General features: G+C 76.1%; 16 protein-coding genes and 1 riboswitch. Of the genes, 7 read left to right on the top strand and 9 right to left on the bottom strand.

What is annotated here, in order from left to right; genetic code table 11:
* The first annotated feature begins 38 nt into the window (after positions 1-38).
* Together ACWPWW_RS14370 and ACWPWW_RS14365 are read left to right on the top strand one after the other, a co-directional pair.
* Positions 39-542 carry an OsmC family protein gene (locus tag ACWPWW_RS14370; RefSeq protein ID WP_454051033.1) on the top strand — a complete coding sequence of 168 codons (504 nt, stop codon included), beginning with the start codon at positions 39-41 and terminating at the stop codon, positions 540-542.
* On the top strand, positions 542-1,312 hold the full coding sequence (locus tag ACWPWW_RS14365; protein ID WP_454051032.1) for a hypothetical protein: 771 nt from the start codon (positions 542-544) through the stop codon (positions 1,310-1,312). The genes ACWPWW_RS14370 and ACWPWW_RS14365 overlap by 1 nt, the downstream gene beginning before the upstream one ends.
* Before the next feature lie 87 nt (positions 1,313-1,399).
* On the opposite strand, the gene ACWPWW_RS14360 is transcribed toward ACWPWW_RS14365, so the two are convergent.
* Complete coding sequence (locus ACWPWW_RS14360; RefSeq protein WP_454051031.1) at positions 1,400-2,392, bottom strand: aldo/keto reductase; 993 nt, start codon at positions 2,390-2,392, stop codon at positions 1,400-1,402.
* A 174-nt stretch (positions 2,393-2,566) separates the two neighbouring features.
* Between ACWPWW_RS14360 and ACWPWW_RS14355 the strand changes: the two genes are divergently transcribed.
* From ACWPWW_RS14355 to rocD, 3 genes are all read left to right on the top strand, one after another.
* Complete coding sequence (locus ACWPWW_RS14355; RefSeq protein ID WP_454051030.1) at positions 2,567-3,121, top strand: hypothetical protein; 555 nt, start codon at positions 2,567-2,569, stop codon at positions 3,119-3,121.
* A gap of 147 nt (positions 3,122-3,268) precedes the next feature.
* The gene (gene ddaH / locus ACWPWW_RS14350; protein ID WP_454051029.1) at positions 3,269-4,099 is read left to right on the top strand and encodes a dimethylargininase; all 831 of its coding nucleotides are present in this window, start codon (positions 3,269-3,271) and stop codon (positions 4,097-4,099) included.
* A gap of 28 nt (positions 4,100-4,127) precedes the next feature.
* Positions 4,128-5,369 carry an ornithine--oxo-acid transaminase gene (rocD, locus tag ACWPWW_RS14345; RefSeq protein WP_454051028.1) on the top strand — a complete coding sequence of 414 codons (1,242 nt, stop codon included), beginning with the start codon at positions 4,128-4,130 and terminating at the stop codon, positions 5,367-5,369.
* A 6-nt stretch (positions 5,370-5,375) separates the two neighbouring features.
* Here the strand turns inward: rocD and ACWPWW_RS14340 are convergent, their stop codons facing one another.
* Positions 5,376-6,641 carry a hypothetical protein gene (locus ACWPWW_RS14340; protein WP_454051027.1) on the bottom strand — a complete coding sequence of 422 codons (1,266 nt, stop codon included), beginning with the start codon at positions 6,639-6,641 and terminating at the stop codon, positions 5,376-5,378.
* Between the two features lie 186 nt (positions 6,642-6,827).
* Between ACWPWW_RS14340 and ACWPWW_RS14335 the strand changes: the two genes are divergently transcribed.
* Positions 6,828-7,304 (top strand): Lrp/AsnC family transcriptional regulator, encoded by a 477-nt coding sequence (locus ACWPWW_RS14335; RefSeq protein ID WP_454051026.1) that lies wholly within the window; start codon positions 6,828-6,830, stop codon positions 7,302-7,304.
* A gap of 7 nt (positions 7,305-7,311) precedes the next feature.
* Here ACWPWW_RS14335 and ACWPWW_RS14330 read toward each other — a convergent pair whose 3' ends face one another.
* From ACWPWW_RS14330 to ACWPWW_RS14315, 4 genes are all read right to left on the bottom strand, one after another.
* Positions 7,312-8,286, bottom strand: a complete 975-nt coding sequence (locus ACWPWW_RS14330) for a universal stress protein (RefSeq protein ID WP_454051025.1) — start codon at positions 8,284-8,286, stop codon at positions 7,312-7,314.
* Between the two features lie 103 nt (positions 8,287-8,389).
* Positions 8,390-8,827, bottom strand: coding sequence for an HNH endonuclease (locus tag ACWPWW_RS14325; protein WP_454051831.1), 438 nt, complete (start codon positions 8,825-8,827; stop codon positions 8,390-8,392).
* 263 nt (positions 8,828-9,090) lie between these two features.
* Positions 9,091-9,870, bottom strand: coding sequence for a C40 family peptidase (locus ACWPWW_RS14320; RefSeq protein ID WP_454051024.1), 780 nt, complete (start codon positions 9,868-9,870; stop codon positions 9,091-9,093).
* A gap of 2 nt (positions 9,871-9,872) precedes the next feature.
* Positions 9,873-10,040: riboswitch (cyclic di-AMP (ydaO/yuaA leader) on the bottom strand.
* A gap of 283 nt (positions 10,041-10,323) precedes the next feature.
* Complete coding sequence (locus tag ACWPWW_RS14315) at positions 10,324-11,046, bottom strand: metal-dependent transcriptional regulator (protein ID WP_454051023.1); 723 nt, start codon at positions 11,044-11,046, stop codon at positions 10,324-10,326.
* A gap of 87 nt (positions 11,047-11,133) precedes the next feature.
* Between ACWPWW_RS14315 and serC the strand changes: the two genes are divergently transcribed.
* Positions 11,134-12,270, top strand: coding sequence for a phosphoserine transaminase (serC, locus tag ACWPWW_RS14310; protein WP_454051022.1), 1,137 nt, complete (start codon positions 11,134-11,136; stop codon positions 12,268-12,270).
* A 7-nt stretch (positions 12,271-12,277) separates the two neighbouring features.
* Here serC and ACWPWW_RS14305 read toward each other — a convergent pair whose 3' ends face one another.
* From ACWPWW_RS14305 to ACWPWW_RS14295, 3 genes are all read right to left on the bottom strand, one after another.
* Positions 12,278-12,997 (bottom strand): peptidase, encoded by a 720-nt coding sequence (locus ACWPWW_RS14305; RefSeq protein ID WP_454051021.1) that lies wholly within the window; start codon positions 12,995-12,997, stop codon positions 12,278-12,280.
* Positions 12,998-13,310: 313 nt separating this feature from the next.
* A complete protein-coding gene (locus ACWPWW_RS14300) occupies positions 13,311-15,107 on the bottom strand; it encodes a DUF4012 domain-containing protein (protein ID WP_454051020.1) in 1,797 nt (598 codons plus the stop codon).
* Positions 15,108-15,179: 72 nt separating this feature from the next.
* Complete coding sequence (locus ACWPWW_RS14295) at positions 15,180-16,502, bottom strand: MFS transporter (RefSeq protein WP_454051019.1); 1,323 nt, start codon at positions 16,500-16,502, stop codon at positions 15,180-15,182.
* Positions 16,503-16,507: the final 5 nt, after the last annotated feature.

Raw genomic sequence — 16,507 nt, 5'->3', positions numbered from 1 at the left:
CACCTGCCGACCCGCCGGGCGCGTGACAGGATCGGCGCATGGAGAGCCCGCAGACCACCGGCACCGCACCCGGCGCGTCCACCCAGCCCGCAGCGCCCGCCGTACCCGCACCGGCGCACGAGGTCCCCGCCCAGGCCGACCGCCTCTGGGTGGAGCGCACGGGGACCCGCGAGTACACCGGCCGCAACGCGCGCGGCGCCGAGGTGCTGATCGGCCCCGTCGGCTCCGGCGCCGTGTTCACGCCCGGCGAGCTGCTGAAGATCGCCCTCGCCGGCTGCTCGGGCATGAGCGCCGACCACGCCCTGAGCCACCGGCTGGGCGACGACGTCGCGGTGACCGTCGAGGTCGAGGGCGCGAACCTGCAGGCCGAGGACCGCTACCCCGAGCTGCACGAGCGGATGGTCGTCGACCTGTCCGGGCTCGACGACGCCACCAAGGAGCGCCTGCTGCGCGTCGTGCACCGCGCGGTCGACGAGCACTGCACGGTCGGCCGCACCCTCAAGGCCGGCGCGACGATCGAGATGGAGGTGACGGGCGAGTGATGGCGATGCGCCGGACCCCGCTGGTCGACGCGGCGCTCGACCGGGCCGTGACGATCCCGTCCGCCACCATCCACGCGCACGTCGACTCCGTGCGCCGCCGGAACCCCGAGGCCAGCCCGCAGGAGATCGTCGAGGCGCTCGAGCGCGAGTACCTGCTGGTCGTCCAGGGCACCGGCGGGGCGGTCGGCGCGGCGGCCGCGGCACCGGCGGTCGGCACCGGCGTCGCGATGGCGCTGACCATCGGCGACGTCGCGACGTTCTTCGGCGCGTCGGCGGCGTTCGCCCTGGCCGTCGCGAGCGTGCACGGCATCGACGTCGAGGACGCCGAGCGCCGCCGGGCGCTGCTGCTGGCCACCATCCTCGGCGAGTCCGGGGCGAAGGCGGTCACCGACGTCGGCACGCTCACGGGGCTCCGCGGCGTGAACGTGGCCCGGCAGCTGCTCACCCGCATGCCCACCGGGACGATCCGCCGGGTCAACGCCCGCCTCACGCGGCAGCTGTTCCGCAAGCAGCTCGCGCGGCAGAGCGGGCTGGCGCTCGGGCGGCTGGTGCCGTTCGGCATCGGCGCGGTCATCGGCGTCACCGGTGCCCGGGCGCTCGGCCGGACCGTCGTGGACGGTGCGCGCCAGGCCTTCGGTCCGGCCCCGGCCCGGTTCGTGGACCGGGTGATCGTGGTCGAGACCGGCGGGGAGCCGCGCCTGATCCCCGGCGCCCCGCAGGACCCGCCGTCCGAGCGCGCCCCCCGCCGCCTCCTGCGCCGCAGGGGCTGAGCCCGTCGAGACTGCGGCAGCCGTGGGGTCCGACCGCCCGGAACCCCGCAGCTGCCGCAGTCTCAGCGCGCGCCTGGCCCGCGCGGGCTACCAGCGGTCGTGGACGTGGGGGCGGATGCGCGCGTCGTAGATGTCGCGGAGGCGGGCCTGCGTCTGGTCGTCCAGCGGGGGGAGGGTCGCGGCCGCCGCGTTGGCGCGGGCCTGCTCGGGGTTGCGGGCGCCGGGGATCACCGTGGACACCCCGGGCTGGTCGACGATCCAGCGGAGCGCGAGCTGCGCCGTCGTCGCGCCCTCGGGGGTGAGCGCCGTGACCTCGCGGGCCGCCGCCACGCCGACCTCGTACGGCACGCCGGAGAACGTCTCGCCGACGTCGAACGCCTCGCCGTGCCGGTTGAACGCCCGGTGGTCGGTGGCGGCGAACTGCGAATGCTCGTCGTACTTGCCGGACAGCAGGCCGCTGGCGAGCGGCACGCGCGCGATGATCCCGACCCCGGCCTCGGCCGCCGCGGGCAGCACGCGCTCGAGCGGCTTGCGGCGGAAGGCGTTGAGGATGATCTGCACCGACGCGACGTGCGGCCGGGCGATGGCGGTGAGCGCCTCGTCCACGGTCTCGACGGAGACGCCGTAGGCGGCGACCCGGCCCTCGTCGACCAGCGTGTCGAGCGCGTCGTAGGTCGCGTCCCGGTCGAGCACGACCCCCGGCGGGCAGTGCAGCTGCACCAGGTCCAGGGTGTCGACGCCCAGGTTGCCCCGGGACCGGTCGGTCCACGCCCGGAACGCGTCCAGGGTGTACGCCTCGGCGACGTGCGGGTCCGCGCGCCGGCCCATCTTGGTGGCGACGGTGATCCGCGCCGCGTCGGCCGGGCGCTCCCGCAGGAACCGCCCGATCAGCGTCTCGCTGCGGCCGTCGCCGTAGACGTCCGCGGTGTCGAAGAAGGTCACCCCCGCGTCGGCCGCCGCCGCGAGCACGCCCAGCGCGTCGTCCTCGGCCACCTCGCCCCAGTCCGCACCGAGCTGCCAGCACCCCAGCCCCACCACCGACACGTCCCGCCCGGTCCTGCCCCACGTCCTCGTCTGCATGCCGCGAGATTACCCGCGCCACCTTCACCCGGCCGACCTGGGTGCCTGCACCCACCAGGCAGCTGCGCACAGGGACGCGGGGCTCGGTCCCGGGAGAGGATGGGCGGACGCGCTCGAGGTCGATGCGGGGGCACGTCGTCCCCGGCGCACGGGCGCGCGACGAGGGGGCCGACCGTGATCACGCGAGACCGCGAGCGCATGCTGTGGGCGCGGGCGTCCCGTGACCTCCCGCTGGACGCCGACGCCGCCTGGCACCTGGTCGCCGACGCCCGCCACCACGCCCGCTGGGTGCCGCTGACCCGCGTCGACCTCACCCGGCACGCGCCCGGCGCCCCGGCCTCCGGCTGGACGATCTGGCCCGGCGGGGCCGCGCCCGAGGAGGGCGACGACGTCGTGGCCGTCAGCGGGCCGTTCGCCCGCCAGGGGGCGCCCGGGCTCGTGGACCGGATGCGGATCGAGCGGTTCGAGCCGCCGCTGGGTGCCGTCCCCGGCGTGGCCGTGTTCGTGAAGCTGGGGCCGCTGCTGCTCGGCACCGCGCGCATCGAGGTGGAGCCGACCGGGCTGACGACCTCCCGGGTCACCTGGTCGGAGACGGTCCACCTGCGCGGGCTGCGCCCGGGAGCGACCCGCTGGGCCGGGGTCGCGCTGGTCGACCAGATGCTGCGCCTGGTGCTGCGCCGGGCCGGGCGCGAGGCCGACCGTCTCGCCACGCAACGATCCGCCGCCTGACCGCCGATCGACGCAACGATCCGCCGGGGTCGGCGCAACGTCGCGCCATGATGCGCGCGCGCCGGGGCTCGTAGGCTTGCCGGGACGTGCCCCGACGAGGTGGCCCGACGTCCACCGCCTGTGAACCCCGGACCCTCGAGGAGCGCCATGACCGCCACCCCGCAGCAGACCCGCCGGCACTACCTCATGTGCGAGCCGACGCACTACACGGTCTCCTACGAGATCAACCCGTGGATGGACTCCACGCGGTACACGGACGCGGGCCTCGCGGTGCAGCAGTGGCAGGTGCTCAAGGAGACGTTCGAGTCCCTGGGCCACGTCGTCGAGACCATCGACCCGATCCCCGGGCTGCCGGACATGGTCTACGCGGCGAACGGCGCGACGGTCGTCGACGGCCTCGTGTACTCCGCGGCGTTCCGCTACCCCGAGCGCCAGCCCGAGGGCCCGGCCTACGAGAAGTGGTTCGCCGACCACGGCTACGTCACGCACACCGCGGAGCAGGTCAACGAGGGCGAGGGCGACATCCTCGGCGTCGGCGACGTGCTGCTCGCGGGCACCGGCTTCCGCACCGACCGCGCCGCGCACGACGAGATCGCCCGGGTGACCGGCCGCGAGGTCGTCAGCCTGGAGCTGGTCGACCCGCACTACTACCACCTGGACACCGCGCTGGCCGTGCTCGACTCGACCGCCGGCCGCGAGCAGGTCGCGTACTACCCGCCGGCGTTCTCCGACGCCTCGCGCGCCGAGCTCGAGCGCCGCTACCCGGACGCCGTCATCGCCTCCGAGGCCGACGCCGCGTGCCTGGGGCTCAACGCCGTCAGCGACGGCCTCAACGTGGTCGTGGCGCCCGGCGCCGTCGACCTGGCCGCGCAGCTGACCGCGCGCGGCTTCCGTCCGCACCCCGTCGACACGAGCGAGCTGCTCAAGGGTGGCGGCGGCGCGAAGTGCTGCACGCTGGAGATCCGCCCCGCCCGCTGAGCCCGCTCCCGACGCCGAGGTGACCGCCATGACGACCACGATCCCCGCGATCCCCGAGCAGAGCGCCGAGACGGCCGCCTCGGGACCGCTCGCGCAGAACTACCACCCGTTGCCGGTCACGCTCACGACGGGTGAGGGCGCGTGGGTGCGCGACACCGACGACCGGACCTACCTGGACCTGCTCGCCGGGTACTCGGCGCTGAACTTCGGGCACCGGCACCCGGGCCTGCTGGCCGCCGCGCACGCGCAGCTCGACCGGCTCACGCTGTCGTCGCGGGCGTTCGACCACGACCTGCTCTACCCGTTCGCCGCCGCGCTGTCCGACCTGGCGCGGCCGGTGGTCGCGGGGCCGGGGACGCCGATGGTGCTGCCGATGAACACCGGCGCCGAGGCCGTCGAGACCGCGATCAAGGCGGCGCGGAAGTGGGGCTACGACGTCAAGGGCGTCGCGCCCGACACGGCGACGATCGTGGTGGCCGCCCACAACTTCCACGGCCGGACGACGACCATCGTGTCGTTCTCCACCGACCCGGAGGCCCGCGACGGCTTCGGCCCGCACACCCCGGGCTTCCGCATCGTGCCGTTCGGCGACGCCGACGCGCTGCGGGACGCGATCGACGACACCACCGTCGCCGTGCTGCTCGAGCCGATCCAGGGCGAGCAGGGCGTCGTCGTCCCGGGCGCCGGGTACTGGCCCGCCGTCCGCGCGATCTGCGACGACGCCGGCGTGCTGCTGGTCGCCGACGAGATCCAGTCCGGTCTCGGCCGCACCGGGACGACGTTCGCGCTGGAGCTCTGGGGCGTGCGCGCCGACCTCGTCACGCTCGGCAAGGCCCTCGGCGGCGGCGTGCTGCCGGTGTCGGCGGTCGTCGGCCGGCCGGACGTGCTCGGCGTGCTCACCGCCGGGACCCACGGCTCGACCTTCGGCGGCAACCCGCTCGCGTGCGCCGTCGGCCTGGCCGTCGTCGACCTGCTGCGGCCCGGCACGTTCCAGGAGCGCGCCCGGACGCTCGGCGCGCACCTGCACGAGCGGCTCGCGACCCTGGTCGACACCGGGCTGCTGGTCGGCAGCCGCGGCTTCGGGCTGTGGGCCGGGCTGGACGTCGACCCCGCGCGCATGACCGGCCGCGAGCTGTGCGAGCGGCTGCTGCGGCTCGGCGTGCTGGCCAAGGACACGCACGGGTCGACCATCCGGCTGGCCCCGCCCCTGGTCATCGAGGCGGACGACCTGGACCTCGCCCTCGACCGGCTGACCCAGGCGCTGCGCTGACGCGGGTCAGCTGAACCGCATCGCGGTGTAGAGCCGCCCGTTGATCGTCACCGCGCCGATCGACACCGTCGACCTGCCCTCCTTGAGGATCCACGCCCGGTGGCCGGGCGAGTTCATGTACGCCTGGATCATCTGCGCGTCGCCGGCCGGCTGCACCCAGCCGACGATGTGGTCGCTGCCGGAGTGCCAGATGCTGCCGGCGGCGGCCATCGCCGCGGCGTGGTCGGCCAGCGACGCCGAGCCGGTGACGCTCAGCGCCGGCAGCCCGTTGGCCGCCCGCGCGGCGTTCAGGGCCGCGCCGAGCCCGCCGACGCCGTAGGAGGAGACGCCCGGCGCCCACGCCGACGCCGCGGGGGCGGCGGGCGCGGCGGCACCGCCGGCAGCCGCCGGGGCGGCGGCGCTGCGGCTGCCGGTGGCCCGGGGCGCGGCGGCCCGCGGGGCGGCCGCGGCACGGCGGGCGGCCTCCGCGGCGGCCTGCTCGGCGGCCGCGCGCTCGGCGGCGACCCGGGCGGCCTCCGCGGCCTGCCACGCGGCCTCGGCGTCCACGGCGACCCGCTGCGGCGCGGCGACCGAGGCGGTCACCGCGCGCAGCTCCGCGACGCTGGTGCCGCTCCCGACCGCGGCCGCAGCGGTGGCGACGGCGTCGGCCGCGGACCGGAGCGTCGCGAGGTTCTGGTCCCCGGCGTGCGGGGCGGCGTCGGCCGCGGTGCGGGCACCGGTGACGACGGCGGACGCGCGCTCGACGGCGGACGCGCGCAGCGTCGCGTACCGGTCGGCGACCACCGCGGCGCGCACCTCGGCGAAGAAGGCCTCGTCGGCCTGCCGCGCGGCGACCTCGACCGCCACGCGGGCCTCGGCGTGCGCCCGGGCGGCGGCGCGCGCGTCGGCGCGGAGCTGGACGACCACGCCCGTGGCGACGACGCCGACCAGGGCCACGCACAGCGCGGTGACGGCGATGCCGCGACGGCGACCGCGGTGCGCGGGCCGGCGGGACGGCTCGGGCCGGGTCGGCGCCGGGGCCGAGGTGCCCGGGGACCCCGGGGCCGGCGCCACGGCCGGGAGGAGGGCGGGTGCGGGCGCCGCCACCGGGGCGGCGGTGTCCACGAGGGTGCGCCGCGGCGACGGGAGCGTCGTGGTCGCGCGGCGGGTGCGCTGCGTGGGGAGCGCGCCGGGGACCGTCCCGTGCGCTGCCGGCGGCGGCGGCACGGTGCCTCCGCGCGCGGTCGTGCTGCCCGACGTGCTGTCGCGCTCCTCGGTGCCGGTGGCCGGCATGGTCGTTCCCCCTCGCTCCTTCTCCCTGTCCCTGCACCCATCGGCGTCCGCGGGGGCGGGGTGAAGGCTCGGGAGGACGTTCATCCGGGCCGCTCGCGAAGCCGCAGGTCACCGGCGCGGCCGTCGCCCGGTCGGCGGCACCCGTCCGGCACGTGCCGTTCGCCTGGCGTGCGCGAGGATGGGCCCGTGCCCCCGACGTACCCCGGTGCCCTCGACCCCATCGACGAGGCGATCCTCCGCGAGCTCGCCGTGGACGCCCGCGCGTCCTACGCCGACATCGGCGGCGTGGTCGCGCTGTCCGCGCCCGCGGTGAAGCGCCGCGTCGACCGGCTGCGGGAGCGCGGCGTCGTCCGCGGCTTCACGGTGCTGCTCGACCCGGCGGCGCTCGGCTGGGAGACCGAGGCGTTCATCGAGCTGTTCTGCCACGGCTCCACGAGCCCGGCCACCATGCGGGCCGCCGTGGACCGCTACCCGGAGGTCGTCACCGCGAGCACCGTCACGGGCGACGTCGACGTGGTCGTGCAGGTGCGCGCCCGCGACATGCGGCACCTGGAGCAGGTCGTCGAGCGCCTGGCCGCGGAGCCGTTCGTGGCCCGCACCCGGTCCACCATCGTGCTGTCGGCCCTGGTGCGGCGCCCCGACGTCCCGCCGCCCCCGGCCTGACCCCGCGTCAGCCCGCGGCCTGCTCGCCCCGGGCGGCGCCGCCGGTGGTCGCCAGGCGCTCCTGGCACCGGTTGGTCACGACCATCACGGGGCACGCGGCGTGGTGCAGGACCGCCTGGCTGGTGGACCCGAGCAGCAGCCCCGTGAACCCGCCACGCCCGCGCGACCCGAGGACGATGAGGTCGGTCGCCGTCGAGAACTCGGTGAGCAGCTCCGCGCCCGTGCCGTCCAGGACGTGCCGCTTCACGGTGAACCCGGGGTGCTCGGCGAGCGCCCGGTCGACCACGACGTTCAGCCCCTCGGTGACGTCGGCCAGCACCTGCGTCTGGTCGATGGTCGCCGGCAGCCACGCCATCACCCCGGAGCCGCTGCCGACGGGGACCCCGGCGACGGCGGTGAGCTCGGCGCCCCACGCGATCGCCTCCTGGACGGCGTACCGGAGCGCGAGGTCCGCCTGGGGGGACCCGTCGACCCCGACGATCATCCGCCGCACGGGCCGCACCACGGGCGACGACTCGTCGGCGGGCACGACGCCCCCGCGACGCTGGTCGCGCAGCGGGACGACGACGGTCGGGCAGTAGGCGTGCGCCGGCAGGGTCGACGACACGGTGCCGAGCAGCCGGTCCGCGAACCCGCCCTTGCCGCGCGTGCCGACCACGGCGAGCGAGGCGTCGCGGGACATCTCGACCAGCACCGCCGCGGCGTCCCCGGTGGCGACGGTCGTGACGATCTCCAGGTCGGGAGCGGCCGCGCGCTGGCGGGCCTCGGCCAGCACGGCGCGCGCACCCTGCTGGATGGCGGTGTCGTCGAGGGCGGCGTACCCGCCGTCCAGGGAGGCCGCCGTGAACGACGGCAGCGTGTAGGAGCAGACGACGTGCAGCGGCCGGCGCCGGGTGCGCGCCTCCGCGGCGGCCCAGTCCAGCGCGTGCATGCTCGCCGCCGACCCGTCGACGCCGACCAGGATCTCCGCGTCTCGCCTCATAGCCGTGACCTCCTTCGGTGCACACCTCAGTGTGCCCCCGATCATGCCTCCTCCGCACCCGCCGTGGAGGGTGACGTGGCAGGCCCTTGACGGTCTCTTGGGGTCAGGCGGCGAGGTAGGCGGACCACGCCGGCTCGTCGGCCGCCGTGCCGCGCAGGAACGCCGTCGCCCCCCGAGGTGGCGACGGCGTGTACCGCAGCTCCCAGCCGATCTCCCCCAGCAGGTGGTCGGCCTTGCGGTGGTTGCACCGGCGGCACGCCGCGACGACGTTGCCCCACTCGTGCCGGCCACCGCGCGAGCGCGGATGGACGTGGTCCACGGTGTCGGCGTGCGACCCGCAGTAGGCGCACCGGTGGTCGTCGCGCTGCAGCACCGTCCGGCGGGTCGGCGGCAGGGGCCGGCGCATCGGGACGTGGACGTAGCGGGTGAGCGAGAGCACCACGGGCAGGGGCACCGCGGTGTGCTCGGAGTGCAGTAGGCGGCCGTCGGACTCGAGGACGGTCGCCTTGCCGGTCATCACGAGGGTCACGGCCCGGGGCATCGTGACGACGCAGAGGGGCTCGAGGCTGGCGTTCAGGAGCAGCGTCCTGAGCGGAGGGGCGGTCAGCAGCACGGCGTCACTCCTGGATCCATCGAGGACCCGGACTGGCTGTCCGGGTCCGCTGGTGCAGGCAAGCAGTTGCAGGGTACGCGCACCTCGGCGGGAACGGCCCTCCCTTTGTGCGGGATCACGGGCCGGAACGCCACGACCCCCACGGCCCGGAGGCCGTGGGGGTCGTGGTCAGGAGTGCTGCGAGGCGGGTCTCAGCCGACGCGGAGGAAGACCGGCGAGCTCTGCCAGATGCTGCGGAACTGCACCGTCTTGCCCGGGCGGGGCGAGTCGATCTGCTGGTTGCCACCGGCGTAGATCGAGATGTGGCCGGGGCTCCAGATCAGGTCGCCGGGCTGCGCCTCGGCAGCGGAGATCACGGTGCCGGCGGCCTTGATGGCGGACGACGTGCGCGGCAGGGAGATGCCGAGCTGCGCGTAGACGTAGGACACGAAGCCCGAGCAGTCGAACCCGGCGGGCGTCGTGCCGCCGGAGACGTACGGGGTGCCGACGTAGCGGGCGGCGACCTCGAGCACGGCGTTGCCGGCCACCGACTGCGGGACGGCGGCGGCGGTGGCCTCCACGGTCGCGGTCGCGGCCGTCGCGGCGCGCTGGGCGCTGCGGGAGACGACGGGCTCGGGCTCCGGCTCGGGCTCCGGCTCGGGGACCACGGCGGTCGCGGCGGGGGCCTCGAAGGTCCACGCGGCGTCTGCCGGGGCGGTCACGACCGGGGCGGTCTCGAGGACGGTCTTCGCGGACGCGGTCAGCGCGGCGGTGTCCACCGAGGGCAGCGCAGCCTGGTCACCGGAGGTGGTGGCGGCGGTGGCCGGGGCGGCGGCGACCACGGAGACCATGAGGCCCGTGGACGCGGCGACGACGCCTGCACGACGACCGGCCTGGGCGAGGGAGCCCGTGGCAGCGGTCGCGAAGTCGGTCAAAGGGGTGACGGGGCGACGCGCGGAACGGTGTCGAGCGCGCACAGCACTAGCGGTCACGTACAGCCTCTCCTGGCGCCTACGAGGTGAGCTGTCGGGTTCGGGTGGAGTTACCCGGCCTCGCTCCGCGCCCGGACGGATCCGGACCGCATCGCGTGGCTTCACCCCAAGGACACCGTCTGCACGGTGCCCGCATGTGGTTCCCCCGCCCCTGCCGGCGAAGTCGTTCGGACCTCGGGCGGCGGCAGGGCTCGGCGTACCGTCCAAGGGCTCTGACGTGAGGAGGGTTCCGTCTGAGCAGGACTGAACGTACCCGACCGTCCAGCCGATTGTCACGTTCCGGTCACGACCAGTTCGCCCGGTTCCGGCCCGGCCACGAGAACGCTCACATCGCGGCCGTGGAGCCCTGCAGGTCACCGGCGGGTCGGGCCCACGCGCGAGCCCCGCGCGTGGCATGCACCACAGCGCGGGGCCCGGGGGCGAACGGGTGACGGGAGCGGGCGCCCGCCGGCGTCAGGAGGCGGCGGGGGCCACGGCCCTCGGGACCGTGAGGAACACGTGCCGGGCGATCTCCTGCGGGAGGTCCAGGACGGTCTCGGCGCCGACCAGGCCGACGCTGACGACGCCGTCGGACTTCTGCACCGACACCTCGCTGCCGGGCCGCACGCCGGCCTCCGCCAGCCGGGCGAGCAGGTCGACGTCGACCTGCAGCGGCTCGCCGATCCGGGCGACCACGCCGGTGGTCGACCCGCCGGCCGTCGTCACCGCGGCCACGATCGACTCGACCCCGTCGAGGAAGCCCACGGGGGTGCGCTCCTCGCCGATCTCGTCCAGCCCGGGGATCGGGTTGCCGTAGGGGTCGAAGTGCGGGTGGTCGAGCAGAGCCGCCAGGCGTCGCTCGACGCGCTCGCTCATGACGTGCTCCCAGCGGCACGCCTCCTCGTGCACGTACTCCCAGTCGAGGCCGATCACGTCGACCAGCAGCCGCTCGGCGAGGCGGTGCTTGCGCATCACGCGCATCGCCTTGCTGCGGCCGGCCTCGGTGAGCTCGAGGTGGCGGTCGCCGGACACGACCAGGAGCCCGTCGCGCTCCATCCGGGCGACGGTCTGCGACACCGTGGGGCCGCTGTGGCCCAGGCGCTCCGCGATGCGGGCGCGCAGCGGGGTGATCCCCTCCTCGGTGAGCTCGTAGATCGTCTTCAGATACATCTCGGTCGTGTCGATCAGGTCACTCACGCCGGTGCCCTCCTGTGTGCGCGGACGTCCGTCCACAGGCTAGTTGGTCGCGGCCGCGGCCGGAGGCGGGTGGGTAGGGTGCGGCGCGTGACCGCGACCACGCCGCCCCCCGTGCAGATCCCCGCGCACCTCCTGCCCGCCGACGGCCGGTTCGGGTCCGGGCCCGGGAAGGTCCGCGACGCGCAGGTCCGGGCGCTGGCCGCCGCCGGCCGGTCCCTGCTCGGCACGTCGCACCGGCAGGCCCCCGTCCGCTCGCTGGTCCGTCGCGTCCGCGCGGGGCTCGCCGAGCTGTTCGACCTGCCCGACGGCTACGAGGTCGTGCTCGGCAACGGCGGCTCGACCGCGTTCTGGGACCTCGCGACGCTCTGCCTGGTGGAGCAGCGGTCGGCCCACGCCGTGTTCGGGGAGTTCGGCGGGAAGTTCGCCGCCGCCGCCGCGCGGGCCCCGTTCCTGGGCGACCCGGTGCTCACCGAGGCGGCGCCGGGGACCTCCGCCGTGCCGACCGCCGTCGACGGGGTGGACGCGTACGCCTGGCCGCACAACGAGACCTCCACCGGGGCGATCGCGCCCGTGCGGCGCGTCCCCGGCTCGGCCGACCAGGGGGCGCTCGTGCTGGTCGACGCGACCTCGGGCGCCGGCGGGCTGGCCGTGGACGTCGCGCAGACCGACGCCTACTACTTCGCCCCGCAGAAGTCGTTCGCGTCCGACGGCGGGCTGTGGCTGGCGCTGCTGTCCCCCGCCGCCGTCGAGCGCGCCGCGCGGGTCGAGTCCGGGCGGTGGGTGCCGGAGTTCCTGTCGCTGACGACCGCCGTGCAGAACTCCCGCGCGGACCAGACGCTGAACACCCCGGCGATCGCCACGCTCGTGCTGCTGGCCGAGCAGGTCGACTGGATGCTCGCCAACGGCGGCCTCGACTGGTGCGCGGCGCGGACCGCCACGTCGGCCGGCCACCTGTACGGCTGGGCCGACGCCCGGGACTACACCACGCCGTTCGTCGCCGACCCCGCGCAGCGGTCCCCCGTCGTCGGCACCATCGACCTGGCGCCGGAGATCGAGGCGGCCACCGTCGCCGCGGTGCTGCGCGCGCACGGCGTCGTCGACGTCGACCCGTACCGCAAGCTCGGCCGCAACCAGCTGCGCGTGGCGATGTTCCCGTCGGTCGAGCCGGACGACGTGCTGGCGCTCACCGCCTGCGTCGACTACGTGGTCGACCGCCTGGGCTGAAGCCCGCTCACCGCGTCACGCGGCGCCGGCGTACCGACGTCGTCACCAGGCCGGCACCCAGCAGGAGCAGGGCGCCCGCCCCGGCGAGCAGCGGCCAGGAGTTCGCGCCCGTGACCGCCAGCACCTGGGACTGCGTGACCTCCGGGGCGGCCAGCACGTCGGAGGTCACGGTCACGCCCGCCACCTGCTCCGCGCGCGTCGGCGGGTTGGCGCAGACGGCCGTCTCCGGCGGGTAGGTGATGACGGTGCTGGCCTCGGGGTTCACCGAGAAGATGACCTGCACCTCGGGCCGCGTGAAGTCGTACGCGTCGTGCTCGGTCCAGGACCCGTCCGGTGTCGGCGTCCACCCCGGCCAGTCCACGACCACGCCGTCCTGGACGACGGTCCCGGGCCAGAACACCCGCCCGCTCAGCGGCAGGCCCTCGTCGACCAGGTCCTCGCCGTCCGGGTTGACCCAGGTGATCGTCACCGTGCTGTCCGTGGTGCCGACGGCCTCGACCGCGTAGTCGAGCACGGGTGCCGCCGCCAGGCAGATCGCCTCGGCCCGGGCGATCAGCAGCTCGCAGCGGGCCGGCGGGGCGTAGCCGTCGCCGGGTGGGGTGTCGCACCCGTCTCCGGGGTCGACGACGGCCGGGGCGGGCGGCGCCGCGAGTGCCGGGGCCGCACCTCCGGCGACGACGAGAGCCGCCGTCAGGATCCCGATGAGAGTCCGTCGCGTGCGTCCCATGTCGCCACCTCCACCCGGCCCGGCGCCTTTGCCGGGTTCGTGATCCGATTCGTACAAATCGGACATTTCGTACATGGTAGGCACGCGTGGCGAGCCGCCGTCGCGGGGGAGATCGGGTGAAACTTCCGCGTGATCGCGCGGTGATCGGCCGCTCGGGACCGCGCGGCAGGGCGCCCGGGACCGTGACCTGCGGGGCGACAGCGAGGGGAGCTCGGCGGGCGTCCCCGGCGCCGGGGAGGCCCCGACCCGGGGCGGGTGCGCCGGGCGGCGTGTCGGGCACGTGCGCGCCGTCCGCCCGCCGCCGCGGGGCGGATCAGTCCCCGGCCGGGCACTCCCCGGTGACGACCCCGGGCCCGGTGAGGGTCGGCGTCGTCCACACGCTCAGCACGCCGCGCGGCGCCGGCACCGTCACCGTGTACGTCTCCCGCACGCCGGGCGCCAGGCGCGACGTCAGCACCGCCACGTCCCGCCGCGCCACGGCCGCGGTCTGGCCGCCGACCACGGCGTCGTCGCGGCGCACCTCGCCCAGCCGCCCGTCGCGCGCCGAGTAGAGCGACACGTTGGTCGCGAGCCACCCCGCGGGCACCCCGGACCGGCCGTCGCCGAGCACCTGCGCCGGGTAGGTCCCGACGTCGGCGGGCGGGTGGTAGTCGAGCACCACGTCCACGCGGGCCCGCGGGTCGGCCGTGCCGCAGCCCGCCATCGTCACCGCGACGGCCGCGGTGAGGTCGTAGCCGAGCTTGCCCGCCGTCGCGTCGTCGAGGAACACGCCGACGGCCTCGCCGACGCGTCCCGTCGGCGTCGTGGCGTCACCGGTGAGGAACGCGCCGCCGAGGGGCGTGGCCGCGAGCCGCGCCTGCTCGTCCGGGCGGGCCGACCAGAGCGCCACCCGGCGGTCCGACACGGCCGCCATCCCGGTCGTCGCCGCGGCCCGTGCGGCCACCGGGTCCACCGCCGCGTCCCGGAGCACCTCGAACGCCGCCGCCGCGACCTGGGCGTAGAAGGCGTCGCCCATCCGGGGGTCGCCGTACGCGAGGTAGGCGTCGCGCAGCAGGGCCCGCAGCAGCGTGTCCCCGCCCAGCTCGGCGCCGTCGGCCTGCACCGTCCGCCCGGTGGCGGCCAGCAGGTCGGCCACCACCACGGGGTCGGTGGCGAGCACCCCGTCCACGGGCTGCCCCGTCGACTGCTGCCAGAACGCGGCGGCGACCTCGGCGGCCCGCGGGAAGTCGGGAGTCAGGACGCTGTCCTGCACCCAGCGGCCGAGCCGGTCGCCGTACAGCGCCAGCTCGGCCTCGGTCAGCGGGACGACCGACGCGGGCAGCTCGGGGAGGTCGGCGGTGCTGCGCTGCCCCGCCAGCCCCACGGCGCCGTCGCTCACCTGCAGCACCGCGACCGCGCCGACGATGCCCCCGGGCGCGCGGAGCTCCGCCGGGTTGAGCGACAGCAGCAGGTACGTCCGCGGGCCGTCCGCGCCGAGCAGGCCGGGCAGGGCGTCGGCGAGCTCCTGCGCGGCGTCGAGCGCGGCGGCCGACCCGTCCAGCGCGGCGTCCAGCTCGGCCACCGGGCGGGCCACCGGGCCCACGAGCGACGCGGGGTCGAGCCCGGCCAGGTCCGCGCGCAGGGTCTCGAGCACGCCCGCCGCGCGGGCCAGCGCGGGCGCCGCCCGGACCACGGGAGCCAGGTCGACCCACCCGGCGGGAACCGCCCTCGCCGCGGCCGGCTCCGCGTCCCCGGCGTCCACCACCGCGCCGAGGGCGTCGAGCAGGTGGGGGGCGGCGTCGGCCGTGAGGTCGTCCGCGGCGGTGGACACGGCGGCCACGGCGGCCAGGTCGTCGCCGACGAACGGCAGGTGCTGCGCCGCGCGCCAGACCGGGTCGTCGACGGCGTCGGCCGCGCGGGACGCCGCGTCCTGCAGGGCGGGCAGCCGGGCACGCAGGGCCCCGACGTCGAGCGCGTCCGCCTCCGGGCGGGCCCCGTCGGCCGCGGCCTGCAGGTCCCGCAGGGCGCCCGCCGCCTGGACGACGCGGGACGTCAGCCAGCCGCCCGCCAGGAGCCCACCCGCGAGCAGCACCGCCGTCGCCACGAGGAGCACCCGTCGTCGGACTGCCATGCCCGATGGTCACATACGGACAAATCGGGCGATAGGGGGTGCGCCGGGTGGGATCCGCGAGCGCCGGCGGGCCTAGAGCGCCGCGTCCGCCGCCTCGCGTGCCGCCACCTGGTCGGCGGCCCGGCGCGGGGCCGGCACCTCCGGGTGCAGGACCTCGAGGTGCGGGCGGCTGCGCACCCGGTAGCGCACCTGCACGTGCCAGTGCTTCCGCGCCCAGAGTGCGGCGAGCACCGAGACCAGCAGCGCCGTGATCGACCCGATCCCGATGGACCAGCGCGGGCCGAACGTCTCCCCGATCCAGCCGACGATCGGCGAGCCCACCGGCGTCGCCCCCAGCATCACGATCATGTAGAGCGACATCACGCGGCCGCGCACGGCCGGGTCCGTCGACATCTGGATCGTGGTGTTCGCGGCCGTCATCATCGTCAGCGACGCCAGCCCGACCGGGATGCACGCGATCGCGTACGACGCGTACGTCGGCATCAGCGCCTGCACGCCCGTCGCCACCCCGAACGCGAACGCCGCGCCGATCACCAGCCGCACCCGAGGCCGCTCCCGGCGCGCCGCCAGCAGCGCGCCCGCCAGGGAGCCGACCGCCAGCACGGAGCCGAGGATCCCGTACTCCCCCGCGCCCTTCCCGAACTCCGCCCGGGCCATCAGCGCGCTGGTCATCTGGAAGTTCAGCCCGAAGGTCGACACCACGCAGATCACCGCCATGATCACGAGGATGTCGCTGCGCCCCCGGACGTACCGGATGCCCTCGCGGATCTGGCCCTTCGACCGCGGGGCCACCGGCATCGGGTGCAGCTCGGCCGTCCGCATCAGCGTCAGCGCCAGGATCGTCGCCGCGAACGAGACGCCGTTGATCACGAACACCCAGCCCGTGCCGACCGCCGCGATGAGCAGCCCCGCGAGCCCCGGCCCGATCAGCCGCGCCGCGTTGAACGAGGTGCTGTTCAGGCCCACCGCGTTGGACAGCCGGCCCGCCGGCACCAGCTCCGCCACGAACGTCTGCCGCACCGGCTGGTCCAGCGCCGCCACCGCGCCCAGCCCGAGCGCGAACACGTACACGTGCCACAGCTCCGCGTGCCCGGACAGCACCAGCGCGCCGAGCCCGAACGCCAGCACGCCCATCCCGCCCTGCGTGAGCATCAGCAGCTTGCGGCGGTTGACCCGGTCGGCGATCACCCCCGCCCACGCCGACAGCAGCAGCGTCGGCGCGAACTGCAGCGCGGTCGTGATGCCGACCGCCAGCCCGGAGTCGTCGGACAGCACGGTGAGCACCAGCCAGTCCTGGGCGACGCGCTGCATCCACGTGCCGACGTTGGCCACGAGCGCGCCGGCGAACCAGAGCCGGTAGTTGAAGATGCGGAGCGACGCGAAGGTCGAGTTCATGCGGG

It is taken from the genome of Cellulomonas sp. Marseille-Q8402, assembly GCF_965119525.1.
Note: the sequence above shows the minus strand (reverse complement) of the source record. Positions and strands in the feature narration are given on the sequence as shown.